11 protein-coding genes are annotated in these 13,593 nt (G+C 54.6%); 6 read left to right on the forward strand and 5 right to left on the reverse strand.

Features of this window, described 5'->3' with window-relative positions:
• Positions 1-8 precede the first annotated feature (8 nt).
• The 5 genes from ONV78_RS26630 to ONV78_RS26650 form a co-directional block, all read right to left on the reverse strand.
• Positions 9-404: a hypothetical protein gene (locus ONV78_RS26630; protein ID WP_279507520.1), complete on the reverse strand. Its 396-nt coding sequence runs from the start codon at positions 402-404 to the stop codon at positions 9-11.
• A gap of 2 nt (positions 405-406) precedes the next feature.
• A complete protein-coding gene (locus tag ONV78_RS26635; protein ID WP_279507521.1) occupies positions 407-796 on the reverse strand; it encodes a hypothetical protein in 390 nt (129 codons plus the stop codon).
• Entirely contained in the window at positions 793-1,965 is a 1,173-nt protein-coding gene (locus ONV78_RS26640) for a hypothetical protein (RefSeq protein WP_279507523.1), read from the reverse strand. The genes ONV78_RS26635 and ONV78_RS26640 overlap by 4 nt, the downstream gene beginning before the upstream one ends.
• 194 nt (positions 1,966-2,159) lie before the next feature.
• Complete coding sequence (locus tag ONV78_RS26645) at positions 2,160-3,101, reverse strand: hypothetical protein (RefSeq protein ID WP_216740301.1); 942 nt, start codon at positions 3,099-3,101, stop codon at positions 2,160-2,162.
• Positions 3,102-3,330: 229 nt separating this feature from the next.
• On the reverse strand, positions 3,331-4,173 hold the full coding sequence (locus tag ONV78_RS26650) for an ADP-ribosylglycohydrolase family protein (RefSeq protein WP_279507525.1): 843 nt from the start codon (positions 4,171-4,173) through the stop codon (positions 3,331-3,333).
• A 178-nt stretch (positions 4,174-4,351) separates the two neighbouring features.
• Here ONV78_RS26650 and ONV78_RS26655 point away from each other — a divergent pair, with 178 nt between their 5' ends.
• The 6 genes from ONV78_RS26655 to ONV78_RS26680 all read left to right on the forward strand — a co-directional run bounded on the left by ONV78_RS26655 (position 4,352) and on the right by ONV78_RS26680 (position 13,542).
• The gene (locus tag ONV78_RS26655; protein ID WP_279507526.1) at positions 4,352-5,716 is read left to right on the forward strand and encodes a TolC family protein; all 1,365 of its coding nucleotides are present in this window, start codon (positions 4,352-4,354) and stop codon (positions 5,714-5,716) included.
• The gene (locus ONV78_RS26660) at positions 5,713-6,915 is read left to right on the forward strand and encodes an efflux RND transporter periplasmic adaptor subunit (RefSeq protein WP_279507528.1); all 1,203 of its coding nucleotides are present in this window, start codon (positions 5,713-5,715) and stop codon (positions 6,913-6,915) included. The genes ONV78_RS26655 and ONV78_RS26660 overlap by 4 nt, the downstream gene beginning before the upstream one ends.
• Complete coding sequence (locus tag ONV78_RS26665) at positions 6,912-10,097, forward strand: efflux RND transporter permease subunit (RefSeq protein ID WP_279507530.1); 3,186 nt, start codon at positions 6,912-6,914, stop codon at positions 10,095-10,097. Before ONV78_RS26660 ends, ONV78_RS26665 begins: the two co-directional genes overlap by 4 nt.
• A gap of 16 nt (positions 10,098-10,113) precedes the next feature.
• Positions 10,114-10,815, forward strand: a complete 702-nt coding sequence (locus ONV78_RS26670) for a response regulator transcription factor (protein ID WP_279507531.1) — start codon at positions 10,114-10,116, stop codon at positions 10,813-10,815.
• Entirely contained in the window at positions 10,812-12,113 is a 1,302-nt protein-coding gene (locus tag ONV78_RS26675) for a HAMP domain-containing sensor histidine kinase (RefSeq protein WP_279507533.1), read from the forward strand. The genes ONV78_RS26670 and ONV78_RS26675 overlap by 4 nt, the downstream gene beginning before the upstream one ends.
• Before the next feature lie 187 nt (positions 12,114-12,300).
• Positions 12,301-13,542 (forward strand): EAL domain-containing protein, encoded by a 1,242-nt coding sequence (locus tag ONV78_RS26680; protein ID WP_216740294.1) that lies wholly within the window; start codon positions 12,301-12,303, stop codon positions 13,540-13,542.
• Positions 13,543-13,593 lie beyond the last annotated feature (51 nt).

The raw sequence follows: 13,593 nt of genomic DNA on the forward strand, positions 1-13,593 counted from the left end.
ACCTGCAATCAGCCGTCTGGGCAGTTTAGCAACGTCACCGAGATGGGCTGGTGCTCACTCAGCGCCTTGGCGTCTGTTTTAAACCGCTCTTTTCCGAACACCGTTTCAGACTCGCCACATTGAGCCCTTACAGTAAACTCCCCCTGACTAAATCCCAAGTAGGACTCTTCTGTAATCTGGTAACTAATACGACCGCCAGCTTCCACTGATACCCGAGGAAACTTAAATCTGTAAGGGCTATCCGGCGTACTTCGAATTTCCAGAATGGTCAGCGGCAGGGCTGATGGGTTACTTATTTCAATCGTTTCAGAAAGCGGAATATCAATATTTGGCCGTTGATGATTGCAGCATCCTGAAAGAAGTGTGGTGAGTATTATCGGTAAGGCTATTTTTTTTATGCTCATATCTACTTGAATGACTCGCAACTATCTATTGTTATCAATACATGCTCTTTCTTGGCCGATGCTTCAACTCTGAAGCGACTTCCTGGCGCCTCATCATTGTCAAATTCGCCACAAGACCCGCTTATGAAAAAGTACTGATCCGAAATGGCCTCGTAACCTCGCCTAGTGATATTGATGGTATCCATTTCTTCATTTGGACGTAAGGATTGCCCAGGTATGGAAAAGCCTGCTACTTCGGTGTCGAAGTTATATAGAAGTCTTATGTTTACTTTGTGACCAGTCTTGTTTTTTACGACTAAGTCTGCAGGGACAAAGCTGTCATGCTGAAGTTGGCCATCAAAACAGCATCCGCTAAGAACTATGAGTGGAGCAATTATAATAAATTTTTTCATTTAAAAGACACCCTTGATATCCATAGTAATGACTTTACATCAGTTTCACCTGCCCGTGTTTGGGGGGTAAAGTCACCAGCATTGCCATCATTATAGTATTTCATTAAATCGACTTCGGTATTTTCAGGGTATAAAAGACCGCCACTGTTAATAGGTTTGGGGCTTTGAGTAAGCAGAGTTGAGCTGCCTTTATGGCTGTAAGAATAAATTGACGTTCCATAGGAGCTTAATATTTCATGTCCGATCTCATGAGCGGCAGAATACATGAACTTACTATCTGACACATCTTTGTCTGCAAAATGCCATATTCCACTTACGCGCACCCAACCTGTGTTGTAAACTATCTTTTCAGAAAGCACGTTTCCAAGAAAAGATATTACATTCCTTACTTTTCCGGGGTTGCTTGATCTGATAAATGGGCCATTTGCATTGTATTCCAAATAGATGTCATCCATTGCATTTTTTTCACTTTGTATGGGCTTTGTCAATATTTCAAAGTGACTGCATTGGTTTTTTGTAGTTAAGTTTATTCCTCGCGACCAGCTCTTCTTGACAGCGCTAAACACCATTTGTTTTAAATCATTAAACCCTATATGTCTAATGTGCCTGGCAGTCATATAGTCAGGCATATGATGATTGCGATACTTTTGGGTCTGAAATATCTCTTCTGGTGGAAGTCTACCAACACCCCTTGCACCTCCATCCTTTAAATTTAACCGGATTTCAACATAAGCCCGTCTAATATTTCTGTCAATTTTCACGTCTACCCAGTCTTCCTGAGCAGGCTCTCCTTTTAGGGAGATAGTGCTGAGTTTAGTTGCTGAATCTTTTTTTGCCGTGACTGTAACACGTAGATGACTGCTCTTGAGAATCTTTGTATCAAGAATGCCTGCTTGGTTATAGCCATCCCAGTCCCAAGTGTGAGTGCCTACCTGACGCATATTCGGCAGGAGTTCACTTTGAAATACTGGAAGATCACCATCAGAGATATTAATAAAGAGTTTATCAACAGGCTGATTCTTTACTTGTATTTCAAAGGTAATAAAGTCTTTGTTTTTTGTGGTGTTCGACTTGAGTTCCCGGAAATCAGGGATGCATAGAGGGGTTAATATGGTATCGGGAGATGTTTTGAGTAGTTTTACTTCAACATCAAAATCCATTCTGCTCATCTTCTTCCAAACCTTGGTTGTACACTAACAAAAAATTCATGTTACAAAACTTAACAAATAGGATGAATAGGGCGTAGAGACTAGCCTCTATTGGGTAAAGAAGAGCGAAGAGAATTTAGAATTGAAGGCGGAAGCTGAGTAAGGGGCCGTTGGCTTGGCCCTTTATCTGCTAGCTATGGGGGGGATGACCGCAGTTATATCCGCTCCACCTCTACACCAATACCCATATGGTCGGTGATGGCTACGGCTTCCCAGCTTTGGTGGCTGGTGGGAGCGAACTGAGAAAGGTAGATCAGGCGATTGACTCTAACTGATTGGGTATTGTAAACCGCCACGTCGTATTTTTTGGTTCCCGTGCTGTTGGTGCCTTGAAACTCTCTATTGTGAGCGTCGAAGGGTTGTATTGATGAGCCTGTGTGCGCATCAGCGAAGGTCTGTCCCAGGGCTTCGCTGACTACGGTGTGGGTAAAGTCGTTACTTCCCTGGTTGGTGTCGCCCATGATGATGTCGATAACCCCTGCGTTGCTTTGCAGTAATTGGTTGCGAATGGCGCCGTAAAATACCTTGGCTGCGTCAGCTGATTTGGCGACTGAGTTGGGAACGTGTACGAAGACCGCCAGGACGCCGTAGCTCTTTATGGCGATCCAACCCTGGCCGTCGCCCACGAAGCGATGCTGGCTGTTATTGGTGGCGTGCACACTGAAGCAGTTACATGCTTTGGCGGGCGTCGACGTTTTGAATATCGGGCCGGCGCTATTTTTCAGTGTGGCCCATTCTGCATGCTCGCTGTTCAATTCGCCAAAAACCATCAGGTCGCAACTCTGTCCGAAAGCTTGGCCCAAATGTTGATGATTCAAGCGCGCCTTGCCTTCCACCAGGCTCCGAAAGGAAGCGTTATCGTGCTGTCCTTTATTCATTTTCCCTGCTGACGCCGTAGAAATCATCTGGGAAGGGCCATGAAGCAGTTCATGCGGTTCGACGTTGGGATTCGTCGGCGGCACCAGCAGCCAGGGTCCCTGGTGATTAGTAGCGGAATGATCGTGAGTCATCCGTGTAAAGTGTTGCGAGTTTGATGCGCTGACGCCATGGTCGCTACTGGCGTTGGAGTTTAACGACTGATATGCAAAGACTGGCATGTCCTGTTACCACTTACTGTGTGCATTTGAGATTGTTTGAAACAGTATGAAGGGCAGGGAGAGGCAATCTTTGGCGCGTACTCCGTTACACTTTATCCGTTTCTTGTGAGCCGACATTTATGCTTTTCAAGCGATTGATATGCAATGAAAAAATAACGAAAAGCCGCCGTGCGTCACATAATAATTCGTTAGGCTTACGCCTGAGTGTTCGGTCAGGCGTAAGCGACTTTTATTTCACCCGCGCCATCAGCTTGTTATCCAGCGTTGCGATGTAATCATAGCCGTATGCGCCTCTTTCCAAGTTGTCGTAAAGCGACTGTGAAAGGTTTTTGTCTACTTCTTTCGAGCACGCGGCTGCAGCCAAGGCGATAGTGGCGACGGTGTCCGTATCCCCCGTGTAAGCGATGCATTTAAGTAGAATGGACTTGAGGTCGTTTTCCGCTATGACCGCCGTGATGGCGGCGCGAGTGGAATCCACGCCCAAGGCGCCGACTTTACCTTTCCAGGGGACATTCCAGTCGCCGGGGACTTTGGAGGCGATGTATTCGCCAAGGTCCTGTTTCGGGCCGAGGCCGTAAATGAAATAGTGCGTCATCAAAGCGGCGGCGAGGGCGGCGTTGACGCCGAGCGGGGTGTTATGGGTGACTTTCGCCTGTAGCGCGCAGTATTCGATGACTTGCTTCTCATCCGCCAGCACGCCGATGGGACTGGCGCGCATGGCGGCTCCACTTTTCTCGCTGTCGGGTTTGATGCGCGCCAGAAATTCCTCCGCCGTCTCTACGCTACAGAGAAAATCATAGAAGCCTTTGGCGTAGCCCTCCCTCTGATCACGCTTGAAAGCGTTAAGAAAGTAGCTGGCGAGAATAGTCTCGTTCCAGTGCTGTTCGGCGATCAGGGCCTCCGCTACGGCGATCGCCATTTGAGCGTCATCGGTGTACTGACCCGGCAGAATAGTGGTGTGTCGCTGGTGTTGAATGTACTGCTCGCCGAAGTTGTTCTCGCGCACAATCTTGTTGGAAGCGTATTCGAAACCAGCGCCGTAAGCGTCGCCGATAGCGAGTTCTAATAACATGTTGAATCCTTCTGCTTATTCGAAAAAGGCTTGATCAGTCGCTGCAACGATGAATCTGATCGGCTTTGGCGGCGCATCCGCTATTTCTGCGGTATCCACGCCAGCGTTAACCGGCCGTTAACCCGTTTCCCGATAGGATGTCGCCATTGTCGTATCAATCATATCGGGGTCGACGAAATTGTCCGTAGTACTTCAATTCAAACGATGCATTATTCCAGCGCTGCTGCTGTCGTTGACCGCCTGCAGTTTGACGCCGGTTAAGCAGGCAAGCAACCTGGAAAATATAGAAACGCCCGCCGCCTGGGATCAGTCGCTGGATGAGGGCGTCTCGCTGGAGAGTCTGACAGACCTGATTGCCGACGCGCAATTACAAGGCCTGTTGCAAGAGGCCATGCAGGCCAATCCTGACTTGCGTCAGACGGCGCTGCGCTTGCGTGAAAGCGGGTTCAGCCTGACGGCGCAGAACGCTTCCCGCATACCTGAAGCGTCCGCCAGCGCCAAAGGCGAGCGTTCTGGAAGCGACGAGGTGGACGCCCACAGCACCTACTCGGCCGGCCTGAACTTGTCCTGGGAACTGGATATCTGGGGGCGTCTAAGTGATCAAAGCAACGCTGCGCGCGAAGACTATGCCGCCGCGGAAGAAGACTTGAACGCCGCTAAAGCCTCCCTGGCGGCGCAGGTAATGCAAACCTGGATTGCTTTGTCCGCTGATCAGAGCCGGCTGGCTATTCAGCAGGCGCGTATAGACAGCCTGCAACTCACCGAAACCACCATCCTGGAGCGGTTTCAGAGCGGACTTGGCGACCTCGCCGATCTGGATGCGGCGCGTTTATCCACCGCCAACGCCAAAGCTCAGCTGGAACAACTGAGCCAAACCTATCATGACCGCCTGCGTACGCTGAATGTGCTTTTAGGACGGTTGCCGCAAACGCCGAATCAAACCGCGGAAATCCTGCCGGAGGTGACGTTGCCCCAGGCGGATACGCCTATGCAGGTGATCGGCGCGCGGCCGGATTTGCAGGCCGCCTATCGTCGAATTCTGGCGGAAGACGCTCGCGCCAGCGCAGCCTACAAGAACCTGCTGCCTGGTTTTTCCCTGTCCGCTTCTTTATCCGATAGCGGAGAGCGCGTGAGCGACCTGTTCCAGCAAAGTCCGGCCTGGAGCCTGCTTGGCTCAATGACGGCGCCTTTGTTTAACGGAGGAAAAATCAAAGCTAATGCAGACGCACAGGCCAGTGTGGCGGAGCGGGCGTGGTGGAACTATCGGAACACCCTGCTGAACGCTCTCAATGAAGTGGAAAGCGCATTGGAAAGCGAACGTCGCTTGAGCGCGCAGCAAACTCACTATCAAAGCGCCAGGGAGCACGCCGAATCCAGCCTTAGCCACTATCAGGAGTTGTACTCCCAGGGGCTGGCGGACATCACTGATCTTCTGCAGGCGCAGCGCAGCCTGTTCGACGCCCAGACCCAGCTGCTGGAGACGCGCCGTGACCGTATGAGTAACCGAATTACACTGGGCCTGGCCCTTGGACTGACATTATGAACGCCATCGTAAAACCCTCTCCCGAAGACGCGGCGTACAGCGCTGCAAATGCTGACGCCAAAGCTCGCCGACGCAGAAAAGCCTGGGTGTCTCTGCTGGCGCTGACGACGATTCCACTGGCGCTGTGGGCGACCGCCTACGCCATCAACAACAAGCCGGCGCCGATGCAGAGCGAAAAGCATCAGAGTCTGCCCGCGGTGACGGTGATTGAAAGCACCCCTGGCGCTTATCCCTACCAGCTCAGGTTGAACGGGGAAGCGACGCCGGAATATGAGCTGAAGCTAAAAGCGGATGTGGCCGGCAAAGTGACTGAAGTGGGAAAAGTATTCACCGCAGGAGCGCACGTCACCAAAGGGGAATTACTGTTCGTTATCGACGCCACCGATTATCGCGCAGCGCTCGCCAGCGCCAGGCAGACGCTCGCCGAAGCCGATTACGCGTTGCAGCAGGAGCAGCGCGAGGCCGAGCAGGCGGAAAGAGACTGGAAGCGTTCCGGCATTAAAACGCCGGCGTCGGACTTAACCTTGCATAAACCGCAACTGGCCAGCGCCAAAGCCAAGTTCGAAGCCGCTCAGGCGGCGGTGGAGCAGGCGAGTAACAATCTGGCGCGCACCCGGGTCATTGCGCCATTCGATGGCGTAGTAGTCAGTCGTAGCGTCGCTTTGGGGGATTATGTCAACGTAGGCGCGGAAGCCGGAACTCTGTATTCCGTCGAGGCGGTACAGGTACGCCTGTCCCTGACCCAGCCCCAGTGGGGAATGTTGCAGCAGGACTTGCCGGAAACAGTCACCCTGCGCTCCATCGAAGAGGATGGCGCCGCCTGGAGCGCCCAGGTGGTGGGGTTGGATAATTATATCGACGCCTCCACACGTCTGCGGGGGCTGTTGGTGGAGGTCAAGCAGCCGTTGCAGCAGCAAACTGCATTGCTGCCAGGCGCGTTTGTGGAAGCGGAGATTCGCGGCGCCGATATGGACAACGTGTTGAAAGTGCCGGCGTCTGCGGTGACCGCAGGCGGCTATCTGTGGTACGTGGATCAGGACGACAAGCTGGCGCGGGAAACGCCGGACATTCTGTTCACTGGCGATGATTCTATCTATGTGAAAGCGGAAAGCGCCGCCACCCTGGCGGTGGTGCGTAATCCTTTGGCCGGCTACGCGCCGGGCGCGCAGGTTCACCCTGTGCGGGAGACGGCGCAATGAGTTCCAAACAGTTTAACGCGGGCGGGGGTTGGGTCGCCTGGTTCGTGCGCAATCCCGTCGCCGCCAACTTGCTGATGGCGGTGATTCTGCTGGCTGGCGTAGTGACCGCATTTGAATTGCGCAAGGAAGGCTTTCCCTCCTTGCCGCCGGATGAAGTCACCGTCAGCGTCAGCTACTCAAGCGGCTCCGCCAAAGCAGCGGAAGAGGGCGTCGCCATCAAGATCGAAGAAGCCTTGCAGAGCGTGCAGGGCATCAAGCAGATCACCAGTAAATCCTCCACCTCGTCGGTGACGGTGACGATTGAGAAAGAGAGCGACTACGACCTCGATAAGCTCAATCAGGACGTCAAAATCCGCGTGGACGCCATCAAGAATCTGCCGGAGGCAGCGGAAAAGCCGGTCATCAGCCAGGCGGAGCATGTGGATCACGCCATTTGGGCGCAGCTTTATGGCGATGCGGACCAGGACGTGCTGCAGGATCTGGCGGAGCAGCTGCGCGATGAACTGCTCGCGGATGCGGAAATCAAGCGCGTGACCACCTATGGCGATCGCACGCCGGAAATTACTGTTGAGATCAGTGAAAGCCGGTTGCAGGCCTATGGTCTGACGCTCTCCGATGTGGCCGCCGCCATCAACGGCTCCTCACTGATTCGCAGCGGTGGCGAATTACGCAGCGCGGACGGTTATATGGTCATCAAGGCCGATGATCAGAAATACCGCCGCCGCGACTTTGAAAGCATCGTGGTGAAGGAGCAGCTCAATGGCGCGCGCGTCACTCTGGGGGACGTCGCTCAGGTCAATGACGCCTATGACGATACGCCGATGCTGTCCCGTTTCAACGGCGAGCCCTCCATCGCACTGAAAGTGGAAATGATCGGCGATTCCGACATCATGAAAGTCTCGGAGCGGGCGGAACAGATTACCGAAGCGTTTCGTGAAAACCTGCCGCAAGGCGTTTCCAGCGCAACCTGGTATGACAAAAGCAGCGCCATCGCTGATCGTTTGAACCTGATGTACAAAAACAGCTTCCAGGGAATTCTGCTGGTGCTGGTTCTGCTGGCGTTATTTTTGAACTTCCGTGTGGCCCTGTGGGTCGCCGCTGGCATTCCGATCTCCATTGCCGGCGCCGTATTTTTGATGGGGGACGGTCTGTCCGCCATGACCATCAACTCGCTCACGACCTTTGGTTTCATCATGGCGCTGGGTATCGTGGTGGATGACGCGGTGGTAATCGGTGAAAGCATTCATACCGAGCAAAGCCAGCGCGGCGCCAATGTGGCCAGCACCATCCGTGGCGTACAGCGCGTGTTGGTTCCCGCCACCTTTGGCGTGTTGACCACCATTGTGGCGTTCGCCGGCCTGCAACTGGTGGAAGGCAAGATGGGGCAGCTGTTCGCCCAGTTCGGCATCGTGGTGATCTTCTGTCTGGTGTTTTCCCTGATCGAATCCAAACTGATTTTGCCGGCTCACTTGGCCCATGTGCGGGAAAAGGCGCAGCAGGGACGGAAGCACTTTGTCGCGCGCTGGCTGGAGGCGGTGCAGGAGAAAGTGAGATTGGGCCTGGAGCGCTTCACCCATCGCTACTATCGGCGCGCTTTGCATGCGCTTTTGGAATACCGCTACGCCACGCTGGCGGCGATGTTGGCGTTATTCATCGTCGTGGCGGGTTTGATACCCTCGGGCGCGGTGCGCTTCGTATTCTTCCCCAATGTGCCGGGGGATGTCATCAACGTGCAACTGACTATGCAGGACGATGTCGGATACGGCCTGACCCAGCGCGAGGCGCTGCGTATTGAGCAGGCGGCGCAGGATCTGAACGCCGAGTTAATCGAGTCGAAGCAGATGGAAACGCCGATCATCGCCAACCTGCAGGTGAGGGTGGCGTCGGAAACTGACGTGTCCATCACCGCGGAACTGGCGGAGCAGAAGCAGCGCGCTCTGAGCATCGACGAAGTGGCGGCCTTGTGGCAGAAGAAAGTCGGCGCAGTAGAGGGCGCGCGGTCAGTGAAGTTCATCACTGCGTTTGATGGACCGGAAGACCTGCGCGTTGAGCTGGCTTCCAATGACAACCAAACCCTGACCCTGGCCAACGACAGACTGATCGCCGCGCTGCAAGAATACGCCGGGGTGGAGAATATGGAGAGCACCCTCAAGGTCGGTCAGCCGCAGATTACGCTGTCGCTGACTGATTCCGGGCGCGCGCTGGGATTGACTACGGCGCAGTTGTCCGCCCAGGTGCAGCAGAACTTTCAGGGGTATGAAGCGCAGAGCTTTCAACGGGGCAAGGACGAAGTGAAAGTGAAGATTCGTTATCCCACCAATGATCGCAGCCATGTGGACGACTTGGTCAACGCCCGCGTGCGCACCGATGATGGCCGCGTGTTGCCGTTACTGAGCGTGGCGAAACTGGAGTCTTCCTATGTCGCCAACGAAATTACCCGGGTGGACCGCAAACAGGTGGCGGTGGTGACGGCGGATGTAGACAAAAACATTACCTCGCCTCAGGAAATTCTCACTGCGTTGCAGAGCGGCGAGCTGCGTAAACTGCAACTGGATTACCCGGGCCTGACGGTAAATTTCGGCGGCGAAGCGACGGAGCAGGCGGAAACCAGCGCCTCCTTCATCAAGGCCTTCGCCCTGGCGTTATTCGGCATTTATGCGCTGCTGGCGATTCCCCTGCGCTCTTATGGCCAGCCCTTGATTATCATGACCGCCATTCCGTTTGGCGTGGTGGGAGCGATTCTGGGGCACTGGATGGTGGGCATCTCCATGAGTCTGTTGTCCCTGTTCGGTGTGTTGGCGCTTTCCGGCGTCGTGGTGAACGACAGTTTGCTGATCGTGGCGGAATTCAATGAAGCGCGCCAGAGCGGTATGGCGGTCAAAGAGGCGGTGAAGCACGCCTGCGCCAGCCGTTTGCGCGCCATCTTGCTGACTTCCAGCACTACTTTCGTAGGACTGGCCCCATTGATATATGAAACGTCCGTACAGGCGCAATTCCTCATCCCGGCGGCGGTGGCGCTGGGATACGGTATACTTTTCGCAACGGTCATCACTTTGGTGTTGATCCCGGTATTGCTGGCGATCAGTGAGGATATGCGCAGCCTGATTGGCGGACGACGCCATCAGGCGGGCGACAACGGCGCGGCCAGCGCGGTTTTGGGCGCGCCCGATGAAGCGGTTTGATGATGGGAAAAAGACTATGAGCGGCCATTTGCGAGTGCTGCTGGTGGAGGACGATATTGATCTGGCCACCACCGTGCTGGATTATCTGGCGCTGGAGAACATGAGTTGCGATCACGCCGCTAATGGCGTGGCGGGATTTAATCTTGCGCGGGCCAACGCTTACGATGTGATGCTGCTGGATATCAATATGCCGCGCATGAACGGGTTGGCCATGTGTCGCAAACTGAGAGAAGAGGGCGTGGATACCCCGGTGCTCATGCTCACCGCGCGAGACACCCTGGACGACAAGGTGGAAGGCTTTCGCGCCGGCACTGATGATTATCTGGTGAAGCCGTTCGCCTTTGCAGAGTTGATTGTGCGTTTGCAGGCGTTGTCCCGCCGCCGCAGCGGCCAGGCGCGTTTGCTGACGGTAGGGCCGTTGCAGATGGATCTGGACCAGCGACAGGTGCGGCGAGAGGGGAAGGCGTTAACGCTGACGCCTACAGGCTGGCAGTTGCTGGAAAAGCTGATGCGACACAGCCCGGGCGTGGTGAGCAAGAGCGATCTGGAACAGTTGTTATGGCCGGATTCGCCGCCGGACAGCAATGCATTCAAAGTGCATTTATACAAACTGCGCATGGCGGTGGACAAACCCTTCGCCAGTGCGCTGATTCATACCGTGCCGGGGCAGGGCGTCCGTTGCGGTGAGGCGGTGCGCGATGAAGAGGAGGCGGTTTGAAGTTCGCTAAAGAGTTCGGCGTCAGACGGGTTTTCCGCTATTACCTGCTGGGGATCGCGACCCTGATTGTGATCATCTACACCCTGTTGCTGAAAGAGTATTTCGGACGCGGTCTGGAGCAGGCGATGACGGTGGAGATGTACTTTCTGGCTCAGGATTACGATCAGCGTCTCGCCAATAATCCTGAGGCGGAATTGCCGTCAGGTCTGTATGTGCAGTCTTATCGGGATTGGTCTGCGGTGCCTGAGCCCTATCAATCGCGGCTTGATCAGTCTGAATTGGTATCCGCCGATCTGGAAGTCCTGTTTCGCAATGAAACCTCAGAACCGAAAGCCCCGGGGGACATCTACTTCCTGTTTCCCTTTCATCTGTCGAACGACGAATGGCTCTACATCACCCGGCATCCCACGCCGGGCGCGCTGCAGCATGACGTACGCCATCAGATCTGGCGTATTCGCGTGAGTCAGATCATTCTGGCGCTTGCGGTGATCCTCAGCGTTATCATTCTCACGCATCTGTTTTTGCTGTATGTGGGGCGACGTGTGGACCGGTTGGCGCACTGGGCGCATAACCTGAATCTGGATACCCTGACGGAAAAACCGCCGCAGATGGGCTTCGCGGAATTTTCGGATATTGCCGAGAAGCTGCACAGCGCCTTCGCACGATTGCGCACTGCTCTGCAGCGGGAAAAGGACTTTTTACGGCACGCCAGTCATGAGCTACGCACGCCTATTGCAGTGGTGCGCAACAATGTCGAGCTGCTGCAACGCCGCAATCCGCCGGAAGAACTGACCCCGTCGCTGGCGCGTATCGAGCGCGCCGCTTATGGCATGCAAAGCATGACGGAAACACTTCTGTGGTTGGGGCGGGAGCAACGGGAAGGCGCGCCCCGTCGCGACGAGGACTTGGCGGCGGCGATTCGCGAGCAGATCGATTTCCATCGTTATCTGCTGCACAGCAAGCAGGTGTCGGTCACTCTGGATGCGCCAGACACATGGGTGACGCCGATAGCCATCACGCCCTGGACCATCATCTCCGCCAATCTGGTTCGCAATGCGTTTCAGCACACCGCAGCGGGCTCCGTCACTGTGACTCTGAGTGAGAACAGCCTGGTTGTTCTCAACGTTGACGAAGAGGTGGATGGGCCCTCTGACGCAACAGAGCGGGAGGAAAGTAACCGCATTGGCCTCAAGCTTTGTCAGGAAATTGCGGAAGCCATGGCCTGGTCGCTGCAAATCGAGCGCCGACCGGATGGGATGCGAGTGGAACTCAGGTTTGAAGAGGCGCGGATTAAATAGAGTTTATTTTTCCCCGGATGTTGGAGCGCCGCCTTGCAATATGGATGTTACAAGGTATAAATTGCCCAGACAGCGTGGCAGTTACTAAAGTACACCTAAATATTCAAACCTTTACAGTAGGTTATGATCAAATGGCCTAACCTAATCGGCTGTACTACTGGCCTCCTTCTTTACTTTCGGAGTAAAAATGGATTCGGTTGCGAAGCGCATATCGAGTTTGGGGACAAACCTCGATGGAGTCCCAAACGAGCCCTGTGACGGGGTCCAACCAGAACGTAATCAGTACCTCCCTTTTTTTCAGCCTATCGTCGATATTAATCGGGGAATGGTGGCGGGTTATGAAGCTTTAGCGCGCATTCGCCGCGATGACGGCGCAGTGATGTCCGCCGGGCCCTTATTCTCCGATCCCGGCGTTGATCGACGGCGGCTTTTGAATATTGACCGCATGGTGCGCAAGCAGGCGCTAGAAACCGCTCAAACCCTCCCTTCCGATTGTTTCCTCACTCTCAACATTTCCCCCGAATGGATGCGCAAAAACTGCGACGAAGAGCAGGTTCCCACGATCCGCATGATTCATGAAGCCGGCATTGATCCGCAGCGCGTGGTGGTGGAGTTTACCGAGAACGGCGGCGACGAGGCCGCGCTGGTGGAGCAGGTGGCTGAATATCGGCGCGCGGGCATGCGAATCGCCATTGATGACTTTGGCGCCGGATATTCGCAATTGAACCGCATTATTTCTCTGGAGCCGGATCTTATTAAGCTGGATATGCGCCTGTTCAAGCGCGCGGCGCGGGGCGGCATTTCCGGTGAAGTAGTGCAGTCCGTGGGTTACCTGGCGGAGCGTGCGGGCAGTCAGATCATCTGCGAAGGGGTGGAGACGGAAGACGAGTTCCGTTTCGCCATGGAATGCGGCGCCCGTTATATTCAGGGTTACATCTTCAATCCCGCGCTGGAGCGTTTTTTGGCGCCGGATGCGCCGCAGTCGAAAGTCGGTATGTTGTTGGAGAGCTTTATCCATCGCAAAGTGGAAGAGGAACGCCGACACATTTACTACATCCATCAGATGGAAAAATGCGTGCTCGATATCAAGGACTGCGTGTTGCGCAATGAGAACTTTGTTGGCGCGCTGCCGCAACCGCCGGAAGGCTTCCTGCGTTTTTATATCTGCGACCACACCGGAGTGCAAATCACGCCGAACTTTGATTGGGACGGCGCTGAATGGTTACAGCATATGGGCAATCAAGGGGTCAACTGGGCGGCCAGACCTTATTTCTATCAGATGTTGGCGATTGAGCGCCTGTTGCAACGGCGAGTCATCAATTCGCGACCGTACCGGGACACCAACTCCGGCTTTTTGTGCCAGACCATCAGTACGGTGCTGGACAGCGAACGCACCTTGTTGGCGGATATTCGTTACCTGTGCCAATAGAAAAGGCGTTCGCTCGCCTTTGCGTTAGTTCATACCTTGCCGGGACTACAT

Origin of the sequence: Hahella sp. CR1 (assembly GCF_029813005.1) — a bacterium.
Taxonomy (GTDB): Bacteria; Pseudomonadota; Gammaproteobacteria; order Pseudomonadales; family Oleiphilaceae; genus Hahella.